Here is a 20041-nt window from a genome sequence, read left to right on the forward strand (position 1 = left end):
ATCTGATAAACATAACTTAGTGAATAATCTAAATGCGCTCGATATTACGGGTACCAAACAGGCCGTAGGGTTTAAACCAGAGAATAATCAACAGCACATAAAATGGAGCGATGTCATACATATTGCCGATATGCAGATACTGACTATCGAAAAACTCGGCCACGTTCTCAAGCACACCAATCATGATGCCCCCCACAATGGCCCCGACAATCGAATCAAGACCACCCAAAATGACGGCAGGAAAAACTTTGATACCAATAGAGGAGAGTGAATCTGAGACACCATTAACCATGCCGATCACAACCCCTGCGGTAGCAGACACCGTGGCTGCAATTCCCCAACTCATGGCAAAGACTTGTTTAACGGATATTCCGAGGCTCTGGGCCACTTGCTGGTCAAACGCCGTAGCCCGCATGGCTAAACCGTGCTTAGAATATTTAAAAAACAAGAAAAAACTGACCATGATAATGAGTGCAATCACGGTACTCATTAGGTAAGCCAGCTCGACATTAAGCCCAAATATAGCGATAGATTGGGTATCGAAAACTTTTGGATAACTCTGTGGTGACACACCAAAGATCCACTTAGTCAGCGATTGGAAAAAAATGGATAAACCTATGGTCACCATGATCACCGAGATAATAGGTTCACCAATCATCGGGCGCAGGACAATCATCTGCAAAAACACACCAAACACCCCCATAAAGCAGAGCGTGAGGAAAAAACCTAAAAAGAAAGGCAGTTCCAAATAGACTAATAAGGCCCAACATACCCACGCCCCGATCAGCAAGAACTCACCTTGAGCGAAGTTAACTATCTGCGTCGATTTATACACCAGGACAAAACACATCCCCACCACACCGTATAACAGACCGACAATCAGTCCATTGATGATGAGCTGCAGTAACAATTCAAAATTCATGAGGCTCTCCTTTGAGAAAGGTCAGTGTCCAATGCCGCGTTAGCTTCAATAACAGTGGCCACCTTTAACTGCGTTTGAATACGAGATTTGCTGCCATCTTGGAAGGTAATCACGGTATCAATATCGACATGGGACTTATCGCTATAGATGGACTCGATAATGTCAGCGTATTTTTCAGCAATAACGCCACGACGAACTTTACGGGTACGGGTAAGTTCACCATCATCGGCATCAAGTTCTTTATACAGTAGTATGAATTTATTGATTTTTTGTGCATCAGGCAGCGACTGGTTAACAATTTCAATCTCTTTAGTGAGCTGCTCATACACCTCAGGTAAACTCGATAAATTGGTATAGTTGGTAAACGCCAGCCCTTGCTGTTCAGCCCATTTTGAGACGATGCTAAATCGGATACACAAGATGGCTGAAAGGAAGGGTTTGTTTTTACCAAGAATGACCGCTTCACCGATAAATGAAGAGAATTTTAATTTGTTTTCAATATATTGCGGTGAGTACTGGATCCCTTGACTGGTTTTGGCTAAATCTTTGATCCGGTCAATCACCACCAAATGCCCAGAAGGTTTGAAATAACCAGCGTCTCCGGTGTGCATCCAACCCTCTTTAACATCTTCGTCATAGGCGGCTTGGTCGCCCAAATAGCCATTGAACATACCCACCGTCTTGGCGATAACTTCACCCACACCTTCGCTATCGGTGTTGATCACCTGCAATTGCGCGGTATCGAACGCTACACCTACACTGTCATAATCGACATCATCCTGATGATGAATGGTGTATGCACCGCACATCTCCGTTTGGCCATATAGCTGGCGCAGTGGCACGCCAATACTCTGGAAGAATTTAAAGGTATCGGGCCCCATTGCTGCGCCACCTGTTGCCGCAGACTTTAGAAATGAAAAGCCTAATCTATCGCGCAATGCTTTCATTAAAATAAGATCAGCGAAGGTCGAACGCTTCCCCTTAGCAAGTGCCGCTTCGGCGCGTTTTAGCGCAAATTCAAATAGCTTCTTTTTCAGCGGAGTGGAATCCATCATTCGCGCTTGAACATCGGCTAAGATCCCTTCCCAAACTCGCGGTGCTAGCAGTACAAAGCTTGGACCTATCTCGCGTAAGTCTGCCATCATGGTTTCCTGCTCTTCGACAAAATTAACGATTTGTCGTGCGATTAACGCCTGCCCAACCGCATAAACCTGCTCCATGATCCAAGGCAGTGGCAGTACCGATACATAGTTATCACCTGGTTTTCTAGGATCGGCGCGTAAATATGAGCAGCAATGCTCAATAAACTTACTGCCCTGCAGCAATACTATTTTTGGCTTGGAAGTGGTACCTGAAGTGGTGCAATAGATAGCGATGTTCTCAGGCTTCCCTGCATCGACTAGCTTGTCGTAACCTAGTGGGTTTTGCTTATCTAGCTTGCGCCCTGTCTTGTATATGTCTTCGATGCTGATTAATCGAGGGTCGTTATATTTGCGCATGCCTCTTGGGTCGCAATAAATGATATATTTTACCGTCGGAATTTGATCGCCAAGCTCGAGTAATTTGTCGCATTGCTCTTCGTCTTCAGCGATCACCACCTGTGCATTGCTGCGATTAAGTAGGTATGCCACCTCTTCATGCATTGAGTCTTGATAGATCCCCAGCGAATAACAACTCAGTGCATGGGCCGCAACTTCTCCCCATACCCATTCAGGTCTATTATCACCCAGTAACGCAATCGTCGCTTCAGCTTCTATGCCTAAATGACGAATGGTCAGTGACAGCCACTTCACGCGGTTGTGATAATCGAGCCAACTAAATTCGCTCCAAATACCAAACTCTTTCTCGCGCATGGCAATATCATCCCCCCACAAAGTGGCGTTGTGGCGTAATATCTTTGGAAAGGTATCCATGTCACCCATATCAAAGCGATTTGCCGATGATTTAATGTCCGTTTTCATTAGCCCACCTCTTGTAATTGCTCGTTGTCATCTAAGCCTAAATAAGCCTGTCTAACATGCTCATTGGCCATCACTTCATCGGGTAAACCACTCACGAGTTTCTTACCAAAGTCGAGTACCATTACTTGATGTGAAATATCCATAACCACCCCCATGTCATGCTCAATCATGACAACGGTAATGCCGAACTCCTCGTTGAGATCCAAGATATAGCGTGCCATATCCTCTTTCTCTTCTAGGTTCATGCCTGCCATGGGCTCGTCTAATAAAATAAGCTTGGGATTAAGCGCTATTGCACGGGCTAATTCGACGCGCTTGCGCAGGCCATAAGACAGGGTTCCGGCAACTGATTTACGGACGTGGGAGATATCAAGAAAATCAATGATTTCTTCCACTTGACGGCGATGTTTGAGCTCCTCTTTTTGAGCCGGTGAAGCCCAATAAAGTGGCCCGGTTAACCAGTTGTTTTTCATCTGGTGATGTCGACCAACCATAATGTTATCGAGTACCGACATATGGCCAAATAGCGCAAGATTTTGAAAGGTACGGCCTATTCCCAAATCGGCACGATCATTTGGGCGTAAATGGGTCACTTCTTGGTTATCAAATTGAATGCTGCCCTGATAGGGACGGTATCGACCTGAGATGCAGTTGAGCATTGAGGTCTTGCCAGCGCCATTAGGACCAATAATCGAGAACACAGCCCCTTTCTCAACTTCGAAGCTAACGTCGGTTAATGCTTTAACACCACCAAACGCCAGAGAGATTTGATCAACTTTTAATATTTTATCTGTCACACCCATACTCCTTTAAACTGCACATATCGTTTTGTTCGTGATGCTCAAACCAGGTTGAGCATTAGCGTTAAACGACTGTCATGGGTAACCAATCACGGGATTTACCAGCGATGCTATGCAAAAAAAACGACGGCAGAAGCGTTATCTCAACTGCCATCAAAAGGTTAAAGTGCGTAGCGGAATGAAAGCTGAGCGTAGTCAGAGTCGACATCTTGGTCGCCAATTTCAAAATTACCGACTTCAAAACCAATGGCTAAATGAGGTGTCAGGTTTTGGAATAAATTGACGCTCCACTGACTGCGCTCCGCATTGCCAATATCAGTTTCAACACGACCATATAGCGCAGTACTTCTTAAGGTATCGGTCCAGTAATGGCGATATGCCGCCAAATAAGAGGTGGTATTTTCAACCTCTTCTCCGACTAAATCTCTGGCAACACCGATACCGACATAGCGACCAACTTCGCCTTGATGGAATTGAAAACGCAGATCGTCTTTACCAAATGTTTTTATCCGCCCAGCGATAGAACCACCGAGGGCTGTTTCACTATTTCCTAAGTCGGTATTGAGACTACGGCCGAGTGCCGATATCGAGATGTTCCCCCAATCACCTTTAACGTTATAACGCGCAACGACATCGGGTAGATCATCATTAGTGGTATCGCCACCAACGCTTTCTGGGTTTTCTATAGAAACTTGGAAATCACCAATGTCGTAACGGATCTGCCCTTGACGAATAAAGGCTAGACCCACAGTTGCACCAGCAAAATCGGCAGACTCAGGAATGGCACTGGTGTTCATAAAGGTGGTCCAAGTCTGGCCCGCTGTTATCCCTTCATATTTAATAAATGCGTGACGTATTCTTGGGTTTGCGGAGTTAGATACCACCTGATTACCACCGCCACCTAGAAAGTCCATTTCAATAAAGCCCATCACGTCGCCATGAACATATTTGGTGTTAAAACGTGTTTCGTTGGCAAAAATGCGAAATTGAGATGCACTCTCTTGTAGTGGCGCACCGGTACCAATCCAAAAGTCACGATAAGCAACATCGCCGCTGACATAACGAGCATCAACTTTGATGTAGCCACCGAAGGTTAATTTGCCATCGTCACCGACGTCAAATTCATAACTTGCAGCGGCAGAACCCGCCAATAAACACAGTGAAGCAGCTAACGTGATTTTTTTTATTTTTGAAATAAGCATCTTTTATCCCCTTTAATGTCTGCACTTAAGATGAAGAAATAAAAGGGTTTGCTCAATTGTGAAATGGTATTAGTGCAGGAGTCTTAATACGTTAGCTGTAATACGAGCGGATTAGCCCATGGGAATTAATACCGATAGATTAAGACTTAAGTCGATAGTCTTTGCCGACCTAATAGAGTCAAAATATGATATGTTAATTCCCATAACAATTAAGGGATTAAATAGCTATAAAGCTAACATTTCCCAATAAGAAGGTGTGGCTACAGCATGTTTCCTAATTGGCTATTGGTTACGATTAGTATTAGCTATATTGGTTTGCTTTTTTTGATGGCATTTCTAGGTGATAGGTACCGAGAAAAGCTTTTTAAGCAGCAACATACCATCATTTATTCACTCTCTCTTGGTGTCTATTGTACCTCCTGGGGCTTTCTTGGCACCGCGGGTCAAGCCGCGAGTAATTCGTTCTCATACCTGCCAGTTTATATCGCTCCCATTTTACTGTTTATGTTCGCTTGGCCTTTCATTCAGCGCATTATCAGAGTGTGTCTCAAATTAAATATTACCTCTATCGCGGATCTATTAGCGGCACGATTTGGTAAGTCGCAACTGTTAGCGATAGTTGTCACCTTTGTCGCCCTATTTGGCACCTTGCCCTATATCGCCTTACAGCTAAAAGCGATTGTGAACTCCTATGAAATTTTAAGACAAGATCACCTATTATCATCTTGGCAACTCGGCCTTGTTGTTAGCTTAATTTTGGCGGGATTTACCATTATATTTGGCGTTAGGGCCATTGATGTCACCGAGCGTCACCCAGGAATGATGCTGGCTATCGCCTTTGAATCTTTCGTCAAGTTAATCGCCTATCTCACCATTGGTATTTTCGTGTCTTTCTTTCTGTTTGATTCACCGATGGACATTTGGCGTCAAGCCAATGAGGCTTCGCCGGTATCGGCTGAGTTTACCTACCCCAACATGGTGTCGATGTTTGGGTTACTCTTTATCGTTATGTCAGCTTTTCTGTGTCTTCCGCGACAATTCCAAGTATTGATTGTTGAACTCAAAGAGCAAAAACATGCCATTTGGAGCCGCTGGACATTTCCACTCTATATCTTAGTGTTTGCTTTCTTTGCCACTCCGTTAGGCCAAGCGGGCAATATCCTCTATGGAGACTCGCTGCAAAGTGATGCTTATGTATTGTTTCTCCCCGCCTTTAGTGGCCAAGCATGGCTCGGATTGTTTAGTTTTCTAGGGGCAATATCAGCAGCAAGTTCTATGGTTATCATCTCAACCATTGCGTTGAGCACCATGCTCAGTAATGAGGTGGTTTTTCCGACACTTTTTAAAGTAAGTAATATACAGAGTACCGATTTCAATAAATTTAGGTCCCACTTGCTTAATATTCGCAAAGGATTAATTTTATTAGTAATATTTTTAAGTTATGGCATGTTTCTGCTAGCGCCACCCGATACGCTAGCATCATTGGGGGAGGTTGCATTTGGTGCTATCGCACAGATTGGCCCCGCCCTCTTCGCTGCCTTTTTATGGCGCAGAGTGACCCTTATTGGTGTACTTGCAGGGATCATCAGTGGTTTTTCACTCTGGTTAACACTCAATCTATTGCCACAACTGGGCCTCTACAACCATCCTTTTGCGGCGAGTGAATACTCCATGACCACAATGGCCACGTTGGTAGGGCTATTTGTCAATATCATTATGATATGGATAGTCTCTTCGTTTACTCGACAAAGTGTGCATGAGCAGATGCAAATAGCCCACTTTATTGAACGACCAGATCTGGGTAAGCAGCAATCCGCAGTCCCTAAGTATATCAACCCAACGGAGTTAGAGTTATTAGTCGCCCGCTTTGTCGGTAAAGATAAGGCCGCACATGGTTTTCAAGCTTTTTACTCAAGCCTAGAGCAGCCTGTAATTGATAAAGCGGCTCACAACCAAACACTGATCTTCTATACCGAGAATATGCTCGCCAGTGTCATGGGATCGGCCTCTGCGCGCTTGGTGATCTCTTGTGCTCTCAATGGTCGCGGGATCGCGATTGAAGATGTGGCACAATTAGTTGAAGAAGCCTCTAGTCACCGCACAGAATTTAGTCGCTCAGTGCTGCACAGCGCAATAGAGAATGCCAGTGAGGGGATCTCTGTGATAGACAGAGAGCTCAACTTAGTCGCTTGGAATCAGCACTATTTAAAGCTCTTTAATTATCCAGACAATCTCGTTTATATCGGCTGTCCAGTCAAACAGCTTATTGAATATAACCTGAGTCATGGCCAGCATTTTAAGCATGATTTAGCGCAGCAAGTTGAACGTCGTTTGGCTTATCTACGTCAAGGTAGCCGCCACAGTACAGAGCGACTACAACCCGATGGTAAAACCATCAGGATTGAGGGTAATCCGATACCTGACGGCGGCTTTGTGATGATATTTTCTGATATCACCATGTATCGAGAAGCGGAGAAATTACTAAAAGAAAAGAACCTGGATCTTGAAGCCAGGGTCTATGAGCGCACTAAAAAACTGGAGCAAGCAAATCTTAGTCTTGAGCATTCTAATCAAGAGTTAGCAGTCGCATTGCAAAAGGTTGAACAAGCACACCAAAAGAAGAGCCAATACCTCAAAGCCTGTAGTCACGATCTACTGCAACCATTGTCAGCCGCAAGATTATTTTCCTCTGCGTTTGTTCAGAATGGTCAACTGTCGAATAAACAAAAACAACAAATGGGTTATATCGACAACTCATTACAGGTTGCCAATGAGCTGCTACTAGACTTAAACGAAATTTCCCGTATAGAAAGTGGCATCATAATCCCCGAAATTACCGAGTTTGCCTTGCAAGAGGTGATCGATTCACTCGTCGATGAGTTTGGTGCTATTGCCGCAACGGAAGATGTAAAATTCAAACATATTAACACCCAGGTTTGGGTTCGCAGTGACAAGGTGCTGCTTAGGCGTATTTTGCAGAACCTCATCAGCAATGCATTTCGGTATGCGGGTAAAGGTAAAATTTTGCTTGGATATCGACGCATCGGAGACTGTATATCGATTCAAGTCGTTGATGATGGGCCGGGGATCCCAGCAGAAAAACAAGCGATGATTTTTGAACAATTTACTCGATTGCAGCACTCAGGACATGAAGGTGTGAATGGTCTCGGCTTAGGTCTAAATATTGCGCAGGGTTTAGCCTCTTTGCTATCGCATCAATTAGCACTGTCTTCGAAAGTTAATCGCGGTAGCATATTCAGTCTTCAGTTAAAAACCGTTTTAGCAAAAGCAGAGTCCATCGTTAAAGCCCCTGCCGATATCCTTACTCTTAATGGCGTCCATGTACTGTGTGTCGATAATGACCCTAATGTATTAGCGGGGATGGTGGAGTTACTCCAAGGTTGGAAATGCCACGTTTATCAAGCGGCATCTGCGCTACAAGCAAAAGCACAGTTTTCAAAACACGCTCATAAAATTGACATTGTATTGATGGACTATCAGCTTGAAGATAATCAAAATGGGTTAGATTTAATGGTCGAGTTGCAACGTCAATCAGACTTACCTATTGCCGCTATTTTGATCACCGCGACGATTGATGAAGCTGTCGTCAATAGAGCCAAGGAGCAAGGCTATGGTTATCTACGCAAGATAATTAAACCTATCGCTCTGCGTGCAGTGATGAGTGCCACGTTAGCAACAAGCTTACGGACAAACTATGCAGCATCCGCAACCACTCATTACTGCAGCGAAGAAGACAATTAAGCCGACATAGGTATGTCCGCTTAATGTGTAATAGAAGATCTTTCCAGTTTAATCTATTAAGCAGTTAGTGAGGTTTTATCGAGCTGCAGTTGACTCATGGCAATCACAGCTTGAGTGCGTGTATGCACCCCTAATTTTAAAAATATTGCACTGGCGTGGGCTTTGATGGTGGCTTCAGAAAGCCCCAATTCATAAGCTATTTGTTTATTGAGTAGACCATCAGCAAACATCATTAATATACGATGCTGTCTCGGTGATAAGCTGATGATTTTACTTGTCATACTATCAGCTTCTATTGCTTCAACATTACTGCAGCCCGCAGGCATCCATTGCTGTCCTGCGAGTACTGCTTTAATGGCTTTGACCATCCTCTCAACTGAAGTGGATTTAGGAATAAACCCTGCCGCTCCAAATGACATGCTCTTACCTACCGTGACTTTATCTTCTTGCCCGGAAATCACAACGACCCCCATTTGGGAGTGACAATTACGGATATTGACTAAGGTATTAAAGCCATGAGCTTTTGGAATATTAAGATCGAGTAACAGTAGATCTGCATCTTGTTGCTTTAATAATTCATCGAGCTCTACAATCGTCTCAGCTTCAAATAATCTTACATTATCAAAGTGTGTGGTTAATATGTTGACCAGTGCTTGTCTAAATAATGGATGGTCATCAGCTATTATTATTTTTAGTGGCTGTAACATGTTTGATCCCTCATATGTTCATTTTTTCAGTCTACTCCATTACCTTTTATTATCAACTTGTCACTATTCCTTTACCCTGCCAACAATTATTGATTTAACACTTTAATTACAATTAGATAGTCTGATAAACATATTTAAATCTCATCATTACTCCGCAACAACATAGACTTATTAACTAGGTTAACGGTTAAATATTTATGCTAGATAGCCTTTAAAAGCTGACCAATACCCTCGTTGAAGAAGCTAAATGCATTCTTAATCACATGACAACAATGCTGTAGTTCACCGTTGATAAGTCAACTGCGGTGCTTTCACCTCTAGATAATGCTAAACAACACCCATCAAACTTACGGTCAAAAAAGAAGGTAAAAAGTCACCGTAACACCTAGCTAAGAGGGAGCGACACATCACGACTAAAAGAAATTGGCAGACTAATTTACGGGTAAAGCTTGTACATAAAGCGACTCTCACATATTCTAAATTGAGGGACCATTGTTGAATAAGTTTTGTTTTTCAATTGATAAGGATCGCCAATTTGTCAGATAAAATTGCATTAGTATTAGGTGGTGGTGGCGCGAGAGCTGCGTATCAAATTGGTGTCCTCAAAGCTATCGTACAATTTTACCCTCGTAATCACGGGGTCCCCTTTAAAATTATCTGCGGTACATCGGCGGGCGCTATAAACGCCACCTCCATGGCCACTCATGCATCCTGTTTTCATTTAGGCGTTCGCAAACTCGAATGGGTTTGGCGTCATGTTCATGCAGAAAAAGTCTATCAAGCTTCTATTGGCAGTGTATTAAGTCATTTGGGTAAAATGGCACTTAAAGGCGTACAAAGTGATGGCGCCTCTCGTAGCGCTGGCAGCCTGTTTAACAGTGAACCGCTACGTGGTTTGCTTAGCGACTTGATTAGTTTTGAGCGTATTGGTCGCAACATTAGTAGCGGAGCACTCGATGCCGTTAGCTTAGATACCTCCTGCTACAACACCTCTCGTTCGGTCACGTTTTTTCAAGGCAATCCTCTTATTGAGGATTGGCAGCGGGCACGCCGCTGTGGTCAACGCACCCGTCTAAATACGGATCATCTATTGGCAAGTTCCGCTATTCCCTTGGTATTTCCATCCGTAAGACTCAACCAAGAATATTATGGCGATGGCTCAGTCCACCAGCTAGCCCCCTTGAGCAGTCCGATTCATTTAGGGGCTGACAAAATTATGGTGATCAACTTAGAAAGCCCGCACAAAGTGCAACCAAGAGAGCTTGAACACCACCCTAAAACAGCCACCATTGCCGGCCACCTGCTTGATACTATATTTTCAGATACATTGAACAGCGATTTGGAGCGGCTAGAACGGATCAATAGTACTTTGTCACTCATTCCAGAGGAAAGCCGTAAAGGTTTGCCCTTAAAACAGATCGAAACGCTAGTGATTAAACCGAGTGAGGACTTAAGCGCGATTGCCTCTCGTTATTTTCACGATATGCCCTTTGCTATCAAGATGATGATGAAGGCGTTAGGGATCAATGAACACTCAGATTCAAGTATTGGATCTTATCTGTTATTTGAGCAGAGTTATTGTAGCGCGCTAATTGAACTGGGCTATGAAGATGCAATGTGCCAAATTGACGATATCAAAACGTTTTTTGATATTAAATAGCCCTAGCACTGTCATCCGACTTAGCGACCGACCTTACCCTATACTTCACAAAACAGTCCTAGGGGCTATATTAACTTTGAGACTAAACTGACATTTGATGCTTAAGCAAGATAGTGTCTACGACACTTTTGCCCCAATGTTGGTAAATTTGAACCCCGGGATGAAACCCGTCGACGGCCATCAACTCGGGTTGAAGTTCAGCGCCAAAATCGAGCAATATTAACGGCGCTGTCGTTGCCAACTGAGTTAATTGTTGATTGAACTCATCACAACGTTTACCTAAAAACCAACGTAAAGGTTGCGGCAATGCAGGAAAACCGCCCATAGGCGGAACCTGCGTGAGTATTAATTGACGACACTTCACTACCACGGTCAGGAACTCAACCAGTTCTACTTGTTTCTGCCGCCACTGCCGAGCAGAAATAGGACTAAGTACATCATTCACCCCGAGTGAGACCACCACAATGTCAAAATCCAAAGCGTGTTCATTATGCTTCTTTTTAAGCATTTTTAGCGTCTGTTCAGTGTTAGCCCCCGACTTTGCCAAGAGCTGCCAAGACACCTTAAAGTGAGCTGCTAATCCAGAGGTCACAGTGCCACTGAGCGCTTGCTGCTGCTTGCTAACACCAACGCCTGCTGCGGCAGAATCACCCAAGAGCAATAACGAAACCTCAGGTCCTGAGCCGAGTTCGCCAACGCGCGCCCCTGCAGCCTCCGGCAGCTTAGGGGTGTTTTTTTTAACTAGCCGACCTTGAATAAACATAAGCGGCAATAATAGAATAAATATAATCTTGTGCAAAAGTCATCTCCCAGACCGGTGCCTTAGAATCAGCCCTGCAGTAAATAGGCTTCGGCTTTCTCTATTCGTCTGGGTTTACCCAGTAAAATAAGAATATCACCGGACTTTATCTGCCAATCTAATTCAGGGTTTTCGACTTCTGCACCCGCTCGCCTAACGGCGCGTACCTCGACTCGTAGCTTCTCCCAGGGGATATTAGCCAATGTCTGCCCGACGGCATTCGCGCCTTTGGGTAATGCCACAGCGTGCAACAACTCCAGTGTAAAGTCTGTTTCTGCTCCCGAGAAAAAGCCATGCAGATATTGATAATGGTTACGACGTTCAGATTCCAAGCGTTTTAAAATTCTGGCTAACGGCACGCCACATTGATACAGCACCTGTGAGACTAGCATTAAGCTCCCCTCCAAGGTTTCAGGAATAACTTGGCTAGCACCTGCTTTTTCAAGCTCTTCCATGCCAGAATCATCACGAGTACGTACTAGTATTTTGGCCTCTGGCGCCAACTGGCGACACAGCGGTAATACCTCTTCTAAAATACGCCCACTACTAAAGGTAATAACAATGAGTTTTGCGTGCCGTACATGTGCTTGTTTAAGGATACTGCGCTTACAGACATCACCAAAATAGACGGGTTCGCCTGCGGTTCTGGCCTCCGAGACTCGTTTGGGATCTAAATCCAGTACGATATAAGGGATAGCTTCGGTTTTCATAAATCTGGCAATCGTTTGTCCAACGCGTCCATAACCTAGGATCAAAACAAGATCGTCAGCTGTATCAACATTAACCACAATAGGTTCACTTTTTTCAGGCTTAGGTTTAAGCCCTTGCAGTACTCTGGCGATATCGACGCTGTGACGAACCAACCAAGGCGCAAGCGCCATTGATAACACGGCTACCATCACTAAAGTGGTACTCGTTTTAACGTCAAGCAACTGATAATTAACCGCTAATGCCAATACAACAAAACTAAACTCACCCACTTGCGCTAGACTCAGCGCGGTCGATACTGAGACTCGAAATGACTCTTTAGCGAGCTTTAACAAGGCAAAGACGACTAAGGCTTTGCCTAAAATCACAGTAATAAGCAATAAAATGATCTGCCACCAAAACTGCGCCACAAGCTGGAAGTCGAGCAACATACCGATTGAGATAAAAAATAGCCCCATCAGCAGATCTCTAAAAGGGCGAATATCGGCTTCTAGCTGGCGACGGTACTGGCTTTCACCCAACAACATACCGGCCATAAAGGCGCCTAGTGCCATCGATAAACCTAACCACTGGGTAATAGCGCCAGTAACTAATGCCACTACAAGAGTAGATAACACAAACAACTCGTTTGAACGAGAGCGCGCCACTTCATCAAATAGTCTTGGCAAAGCCCATTTGCCAAAGGCCATTAAAGCAATAAAGGCTAAAATACCTTTTAACAACGCATAGGCGACATCACTCAACAGTAATGGCGCACCATCGCTGGCTAAGAGCGGCAATAAAATCAACAAAGGTACTACGGCAATGTCTTGAAACAACAGCACACTGACAGAAAGCTCACCATGACGGCGCCGTAGCCACCCTTGCTCATTGAGCAGTTTCAATACTATCGCGGTTGAAGATAACGCAATAGCAGAGCCTACCACTATAGATTCGGTCACACTCAAATTACACAGTAAAGCAATGACCATACTCAATGCTGCTGTCACTATCACTTGAGCGCTACCCAAGCCAAATACGGTTCTACGCATCGCCCACAGTCGAGGGACTGAAAACTCCAGACCTAAGCTAAACATCAATAACACCACACCGAGTTCTGCCACTGATTGCATTTGATGTTGTGAAAACCAATGAAACCCGCTTGGACCACTAATAATCCCCGTCACCAAATAGGCCAAAATGGCAGGCAACCCAGCACGCCTAAGGATGGCGATAGAGACAATTGCTACAACCAGCATAAGCAATATTTGGATCAAAAAGCTGTGTTCCATACGTGTAATTCGCTCCTAGGGGGCTGTGATACTTTCGAGCTTTGTTTTTGTTCGGTTATTTATCATAAAGAATAATAGTTGTAGTACAAGGTAAAGCGTTAATAACAGTTCACTGGTGTCAAAGAAGAGAAGCATTAAAGCAACCCGAGGGCCGAGCTTGTTGGCTATTTTATGATGTCATGGCGAACAGTATTGAATAGTTAAACCCCCTTACTCAAATAGCCTATAAACGGCACAAAAAAACAACCATGAAGGATGAGTAACCTCTTGTCAAAATACTGTCACGGCAAAAAAGCTCTGCTAACAAAGAGAGTAACTTAATGACAACTAAAGATAAATAAAGACAAATATTATTAACGAATGTTTCGGCACAATTATTGCTTTATCTAAAATAGCTGATGCTGTTAATTAATTTGGAGTCGAGAACATGGAATTTGGCCTAGCGACCGAGTTTTTTCCTAACGAATATCGTGTACAAGCTGATGTTGAATCAGCCTACGCGTTAGATCTTGATCTCGTCAATATTATCCAGCAACTACACCAACACTTAGATCCGCGGACAGTCTTTGCCTGCTTCGGCAAAATCATGGGGCAATACTTGCCGCTTCACGGCGTGCAGCTCACTTATAAGCAATACCATTTTCAATGGGGTTGTCAGGATGGCTATGCCATTGAGCAGCATCTCACCCTCTCTGGCACGCGTGTTAACGTTAACTATAACCTAAAAGCGCCTTTGGTGCCGTCGCAAACTCAGCGTTTAAACCAGCTACAAGGCTTGGTGTTACAACCGTTATTTAATGCCATTCAGTTCGAAGAAATATCTAAACAAGCCATGTTTGATGCACTCACCAATTTAGGTAATCGTCACTACTATCTTGAGCAAATAAAGAAAGAGATTGCTCGTGCTCAGCGAACCCAGAGCACTTTTTCTTTAGTGACCTTAGATCTTGATAACTTCAAACAGCTCAATGACCGCTACGGCCATCAACTTGGCGATGAAGCGCTCGTTGCATTTGCCAACATGCTAACGGGTGTCATTAGAAATACCGATCAAGCTTTTCGGATTGGTGGTGATGAATTTACGATCTTGGTTCAAGGGGATGCACAAGCAGCGGCAATTCTTTGTCAGCGAATTTTAATTGCACTAGAAGAGCATTCCGACTTAGCCGGCTATCAAGTCAAAACGAGCTTAGGCATTGCACCTTGGCTACAAAATGATACAGCGCTAAGCTTGTATCAAAAATCGGATAGCGCTTTGTACCAAGCAAAAGCGGCGGGAAGGCAGTGCTATAGTATTTTTCAGCCCAACGATGCATAAATAGCATACAACAACTGAAAGTTAACTTATCCCTGGGAGCATTTTCCAACTAACACTTAAAGTTGAGGCCTGTTTCATTTTCAACACAAAGAAAAGCTTTCTCATTCCAATAGCCTATCGCACAGACCAGTTTTCCGTTATAACACAATAATGGGACATTAGTTCTTGTCCACGGTGGCACTTCAAATTCTTGCCAAAGTTTCTTTAGCTCTCTGCCTTTACTGCGATATTGTGGTTGGCAACGTGTGCTGCCCGGCAAGGAAAACTCAATAGTCACCTCTTCGTCAGGACGGGGAAAACGCACTCCGGCATTAATGGCTAAGGTTGCTTGAATAAGCTTATTATGACCATAGTTCACCCCCGCTTCTAACAGCTCATCGATTGAAGATACTGCGATATTCGCCGAATGTGCTGACGCTGCCATCGGCAAAAAGTATCCAGCGCCTTTAAAGCGTTTTATCAGTACATCGGTTAATTTTATCTCAATATTGGCATCGACTTTGGCATCAAGTAACTGTGCAATAATTTGCTCGGCTTGTACTTTTGACGGCGGAGCAAACCCCAAAAAATCCATGTGACCACGCAGCAGTAATGCTTGCCACGCTTTGGAGTATTGCGCTAAATCGGCAAGGTTTATAACACATTCACCGCCCAGCTCTATTTGAATTCGCGGTAATCGCGCAGCCAGCTCTTCATCAATAACACTTTGTTGCATTGCGCACAGTTCGGCACTGCGGCTCGCCGTGGCAGCAATGGCGCTCCAGCGCTGCTTTAACGCTGGGATGATTGATTGGCGTAAAAAGTTTCGGTCATATTTTTCATCAAAATTACTCTCATCTTGAATATGACGAATGTCCCGTGTTTTAGCATACGCTTCAACATCACTTTTACTTAAATCGAGTAACGGCCGAATAAGCCACTTATCGTTGTCGAGGGATTGTACTTTCCCCATCGCCGACAAACCTTTAGGGCCGAGTCCTCGCTTTAATGCTAATAAAATAGTTTCGAGTTGGTCATCTTGGTGGTGCGCTGTCATCAAGATATCTGCTGTACACATCTGAGCCAATAAGGCCTCATAACGCACTGAGCGAGCTTCGGCCTCGACACTGGTTCTTGGCGCAAGCTTGACCTTTACGCGCGCTATAGTACAAGGAAGTTGATATATCTCAGCTTGTGCTTGGCAGTGTAAAACCCATTCATCAGCGTTAACACTCAATCCATGATGCACATGCACCAACTGACAATCGAACTGAGCATACAGCTTGGCAAACTCAGCTAATCCGTGCGCTAAAATTTCTGAATCCACGCCACCACTATAAGCAAGTACCAGTTTGCGCGGCGCCGCTGTCGGCGCGATAACAGGCAAGTCATTTACGCACTGGCCGATGAGCTGAGCAATATTCATGACTAAAAAACAATCCTGACTTTGTCTGAGCCTGTTAATGATTCTAGCGCTAGCATCAAATCATCCGTTGGATTCACCCGCCACTCATCACCCAGCGTAAACTGCGCTTTAGTTTCTGGCTGAGCATAATTAATCAGCACGGGCACCGCGCCGTTTTTCCAAGGCGTGACGGCTAATTGGAAACGGTTCAACCATTCAGCATTAATATCCTCTGACTGCAGGTCAACTTCTACCGCATTGGCAAAATGACTACGCGCTTCACCTATATCAATAATGTTGCGCGCCGTCATACGGTTACCACCGGCAAAGTCATCAAAGCTAACTTCACCTTCAATGATCAGAATCCGGTCTTTCTCAAGCAGATGATTATACTTTTCAAACGCCTCAGTAAACAACATGACCTCTAGACGGGCACTCTTATCATCGAGGGTCACTAAGCCCATTTTCGAGCCACGCTTGGTCATCATCACTCGCGTTGCAACGACCAGACCTGCGGCCTTCATTGTTTTACCACGCTCCGTTGGATGTACGTCTTTCAAACGCCCAGAAGTGTAATGCTTAAGTTCTTTAAGGTATTGATTAATCGGGTGCCCGGTTAAATATAAGCCCAAGGTGTCGCGCTCACCCTCTAACCACACTTTTTCAGGCCACGGGGTGCATGCAACAAATTGCTGCTTGTCATCTTCAGGCTCACTATTGAGCAATCCAAACATATCATGCTGGCCTAAAGCTTCAGCTTTTGCATGTTGGTCAGCTGCCCGTATAGCCTCTGGCAGCGTTGCGACTAACGAGGCTCTGTGCGCCCCTAGATTATCGAGCGCACCTGCACAAATCAGCTTTTCGATGACGCGGCGATTGAGTTTTTTGAGATCTATTCGCGCACAAAAATCAAATAGATCGGTAAATGGGCCGTCTTTTCGCGCGGCTAAAATAGAATCGACAGGACCTTCACCAACCCCCTTAACCGCGCCAATACCGTAAACGATATTCAGTTCGTCATCGACGGTAAATTTAAATAAGCCTTTATTCACATCAGGTGGAATAAGCGGTATGCCCATACGTTCACATTCATCAACCAGAATCACGATTTTATCGGTGTTATCCATATCCGCTGACATGACCGCTGCCAGAAACTGCGCTGGGTAATGGGTCTTTAGCCACAGCGTTTGATAGGATACCAATGCATAAGCAGCAGAGTGTGATTTGTTGAAGCCGTAACCAGCGAACTTTTCTACCAAGTCAAAAATTTTCATCGATAGCGGACCATCGACACCATTATTAATAGAGCCCTCTTCGAAGGTTCCGCGCTGCTTGGCCATCTCTTCAGGCTTTTTCTTACCCATCGCACGACGCAACATATCCGCGCCGCCCAAGGTGTAGCCGGCTAGCACCTGTGCAATCTGCATCACCTGCTCTTGATACAAAATAATGCCGTAAGTTGGCGCTAACAGCTCTTTTAACGACTCATGTTGATACTCAGCATCCGGATAGGAAACCTCTTCTCGGCCATGCTTACGCTCAATAAAGTTATCTACCATGCCTGATTGCAAAGGTCCGGGTCTAAACAGCGCTACCAGTGCAATCATGTCTTCAAAACAATCCGGTTGAAGACGTTTGATCAAATCTTTCATACCACGAGATTCCAACTGGAAAACCGCAGTGGTTTCATACTTTTGCAGTAACTTAAAACATTTAGGGTCGGTGAGCGGTATTGACTCGATGCGAATGTGTTCTTCACCGGTTTTATCTTTAACGCTGTTCACCATCTTTAACGCCCAATCAATAATGGTGAGCGTTCGTAGACCCAAGAAATCGAATTTAACCAGACCGGCGGTTTCAACGTCGTTTTTATCAAATTGGGTAACCGGGTTAAGGCCTTCTGAATCACAATAGATAGGAGAGAAGTCGGTGATTTTGGTGGGTGCGATAACCACACCACCGGCATGCTTACCGGCGTTACGTGTCACGCCCTCTAGAATACGGCACATATCGATGAGATCTTTGACCTCTTCACTGCCGTCATACGACTCTTGCAACGCAGGTTCAACTTCAAACGCTTTAGCCAGTGTCATACCCGGTTCAGCAGGCACCATTTTAGAAATACGATCGACAAATCCGTAGGGATGACCCAATACACGACCCACATCTCGAATAACCGCTTTTGCCGCCATAGTACCGAACGTAATAATCTGCGACACAGCATCACGACCATAAAGTTCGGCCACATGGTCTATCACTTCATCACGTCTATCCATACAGAAATCGACGTCAAAATCTGGCATTGAGACACGTTCAGGGTTAAGGAATCGCTCGAACAGCAAATCGTACTCCAGCGGATCCAAATCGGTGATATTAAGTGCATAAGCCACCAATGAACCCGCACCCGAACCACGACCTGGGCCAATAGGTATATCCTGATCTTTCCCCCACTGGATAAACTCCATTACGATAAGGAAGTAACCAGGGAAGCCCATTTCGTTAATAACTTTAAGTTCGATCTCTAAGCGTTCATCATATTCGGGGCGTTTCTCAGCCCTAACTTCAGCATCGGGAAATAAAAACGCTAAACGGGCTTCCAAACCCTCTTCCGATACATTAACCAAAAAGTCTTCAATCGACAGTTCACCGGTGGGGAAGTTAGGCAAAAAATACTCATTCAAACGTACCGTTACACTACAACGCTTGGCTATCTCAACCGTATTTTGTATCGCCTCGGGGATATCTTCAAACAGCTCACACATCTCCTCACTACTTTTAAAATACTGTTGGTCACTGTATTTTTTGGGTCTGCGAGGATCGGCTAATGTAAAGCCATCTGAAATGGCCACGCGGATCTCATGAGCTTCAAATTGTTCAGGTTTATTAAAGACGACTTGATTGGTGGCAACCACCGGCAGGTCTTTTGCTTGCGCGAGCTCAACAGCCATATGCAAGTAACGCTCTTCATCTGGGCGTCCAGTACGCAATAACTCAAGGTAATAGCGGTCAGGAAAATGTGTTTGATAAAACTCAACTGATGACGCTACCAGGCCAGGATTCTCTTTTAAAAGAGCACGACCCACATCCCCCTGACGTCCACCAGACAGTAAAATAAGACCATCATTATATTTAGCTAACCATTCTTGGTCGATAACGGCTTTATCTTTAATATGGCCACGAAGGTAAGCATCGCTGATCAGCAATGTTAAGCTGGAGTAGCCTTCATTATTCATCGCTATCGCGGTAATAGAACAGAGTTCATCAAAACCGGGGACTTGTACCCAAAAATCAGTACCGATAATCGGTTTGATACCCGCACCATGACAACCGCCATAGAACTTAACCAACCCACACATGTTGGTCTGATCGGTTAACGCGACCGCGGGCATTCCCAACTCGCTTGCTTTAGCAAGAATAGGCTTAACCTTAGACAGCCCATCAGACATTGAATAGTCACTGTGGACGCGCAAATGCACAAAACGAGGATCAGACATAGTGGGAGTATCTTTCTTTTAGGTAGATGACGACAAATAATGAATCTAACAGA

General features: G+C 44.6%; 12 protein-coding genes. 3 read left to right on the forward strand and 9 right to left on the reverse strand.

Annotated features, from left to right (window positions below; all coding sequences use genetic code 11):
- Nucleotides 1–28: 28 nt before the first annotated feature.
- The 4 genes from L2729_RS06380 to L2729_RS06395 form a co-directional block, all read right to left on the reverse strand.
- On the reverse strand, nt 29–922 hold the full coding sequence (locus L2729_RS06380; RefSeq protein WP_101092767.1) for a branched-chain amino acid ABC transporter permease: 894 nt from the start codon (nt 920–922) through the stop codon (nt 29–31).
- Nucleotides 919–2883 carry a long-chain fatty acid--CoA ligase gene (locus L2729_RS06385; RefSeq protein WP_248987517.1) on the reverse strand — a complete coding sequence of 655 codons (1965 nt, stop codon included), beginning with the start codon at nt 2881–2883 and terminating at the stop codon, nt 919–921. The genes L2729_RS06380 and L2729_RS06385 overlap by 4 nt, the downstream gene beginning before the upstream one ends.
- A complete protein-coding gene (locus tag L2729_RS06390; protein WP_248987518.1) occupies nt 2883–3680 on the reverse strand; it encodes an ABC transporter ATP-binding protein in 798 nt (265 codons plus the stop codon). The genes L2729_RS06385 and L2729_RS06390 overlap by 1 nt, the downstream gene beginning before the upstream one ends.
- Nucleotides 3681–3844: 164 nt before the next feature.
- A complete protein-coding gene (locus tag L2729_RS06395; protein ID WP_248987519.1) occupies nt 3845–4885 on the reverse strand; it encodes a DcaP family trimeric outer membrane transporter in 1041 nt (346 codons plus the stop codon).
- Nucleotides 4886–5152: 267 nt separating this feature from the next.
- On the opposite strand from L2729_RS06395, the gene L2729_RS06400 reads away from it, so the two are divergent.
- Nucleotides 5153–8647: a hybrid sensor histidine kinase/response regulator gene (locus L2729_RS06400; RefSeq protein WP_248987520.1), complete on the forward strand. Its 3495-nt coding sequence runs from the start codon at nt 5153–5155 to the stop codon at nt 8645–8647.
- Nucleotides 8648–8703: 56 nt separating this feature from the next.
- Here L2729_RS06400 and L2729_RS06405 read toward each other — a convergent pair whose 3' ends face one another.
- Nucleotides 8704–9354, reverse strand: coding sequence for a response regulator (locus tag L2729_RS06405; RefSeq protein WP_248987521.1), 651 nt, complete (start codon nt 9352–9354; stop codon nt 8704–8706).
- Between the two features lie 535 nt (nt 9355–9889).
- Between L2729_RS06405 and L2729_RS06410 the strand changes: the two genes are divergently transcribed.
- Nucleotides 9890–11014, forward strand: a complete 1125-nt coding sequence (locus L2729_RS06410; RefSeq protein WP_248987522.1) for a patatin-like phospholipase family protein — start codon at nt 9890–9892, stop codon at nt 11012–11014.
- 82 nt (nt 11015–11096) lie between these two features.
- Here L2729_RS06410 and L2729_RS06415 read toward each other — a convergent pair whose 3' ends face one another.
- Together L2729_RS06415 and L2729_RS06420 are read right to left on the reverse strand one after the other, a co-directional pair.
- Nucleotides 11097–11813 (reverse strand): SGNH/GDSL hydrolase family protein, encoded by a 717-nt coding sequence (locus L2729_RS06415; RefSeq protein WP_248987523.1) that lies wholly within the window; start codon nt 11811–11813, stop codon nt 11097–11099.
- 29 nt (nt 11814–11842) lie between these two features.
- A complete protein-coding gene (locus L2729_RS06420; RefSeq protein ID WP_248987524.1) occupies nt 11843–13792 on the reverse strand; it encodes a monovalent cation:proton antiporter family protein in 1950 nt (649 codons plus the stop codon).
- 427 nt (nt 13793–14219) lie between these two features.
- On the opposite strand from L2729_RS06420, the gene dgcS reads away from it, so the two are divergent.
- Nucleotides 14220–15110 carry a diguanylate cyclase DgcS gene (dgcS, locus tag L2729_RS06425; RefSeq protein WP_248987525.1) on the forward strand — a complete coding sequence of 297 codons (891 nt, stop codon included), beginning with the start codon at nt 14220–14222 and terminating at the stop codon, nt 15108–15110.
- Between the two features lie 49 nt (nt 15111–15159).
- Here dgcS and tilS read toward each other — a convergent pair whose 3' ends face one another.
- Both tilS and dnaE read right to left on the reverse strand, forming a co-directional pair.
- The gene (tilS, locus tag L2729_RS06430; RefSeq protein WP_248987526.1) at nt 15160–16515 is read right to left on the reverse strand and encodes a tRNA lysidine(34) synthetase TilS; all 1356 of its coding nucleotides are present in this window, start codon (nt 16513–16515) and stop codon (nt 15160–15162) included.
- A 2-nt stretch (nt 16516–16517) separates the two neighbouring features.
- Nucleotides 16518–19988 (reverse strand): DNA polymerase III subunit alpha, encoded by a 3471-nt coding sequence (gene dnaE, locus L2729_RS06435; RefSeq protein ID WP_248987527.1) that lies wholly within the window; start codon nt 19986–19988, stop codon nt 16518–16520.
- Between the last annotated feature and the right edge of the window lie 53 nt (nt 19989–20041).

This window comes from Shewanella gelidimarina (assembly GCF_023283945.1).
GTDB classification, from domain to species: Bacteria; Pseudomonadota; Gammaproteobacteria; order Enterobacterales; family Shewanellaceae; genus Shewanella; species Shewanella gelidimarina.

Bases quoted from the DNA above. Each gene is read 5' to 3' on its own strand.
- L2729_RS06380 (WP_101092767.1), bottom strand. From the start codon at position 922: ATGAATTTTGAATTGTTACTGCAGCTCATCATCAATGGACTGATTGTC.
- L2729_RS06385 (WP_248987517.1), bottom strand. From the start codon at position 2,883: ATGAAAACGGACATTAAATCATCGGCAAATCGCTTTGATATGGGTGAC.
- L2729_RS06395 (WP_248987519.1), bottom strand. From the start codon at position 4,885: ATGCTTATTTCAAAAATAAAAAAAATCACGTTAGCTGCTTCACTGTGT.
- L2729_RS06400 (WP_248987520.1), top strand. From the start codon at position 5,153: ATGTTTCCTAATTGGCTATTGGTTACGATTAGTATTAGCTATATTGGT.
- L2729_RS06405 (WP_248987521.1), bottom strand. From the start codon at position 9,354: ATGTTACAGCCACTAAAAATAATAATAGCTGATGACCATCCATTATTT.
- L2729_RS06420 (WP_248987524.1), bottom strand. From the start codon at position 13,792: ATGGAACACAGCTTTTTGATCCAAATATTGCTTATGCTGGTTGTAGCA.
- dgcS (WP_248987525.1), top strand. From the start codon at position 14,220: ATGGAATTTGGCCTAGCGACCGAGTTTTTTCCTAACGAATATCGTGTA.
- tilS (WP_248987526.1), bottom strand. From the start codon at position 16,515: ATGAATATTGCTCAGCTCATCGGCCAGTGCGTAAATGACTTGCCTGTT.
- dnaE (WP_248987527.1), bottom strand. From the start codon at position 19,988: ATGTCTGATCCTCGTTTTGTGCATTTGCGCGTCCACAGTGACTATTCA.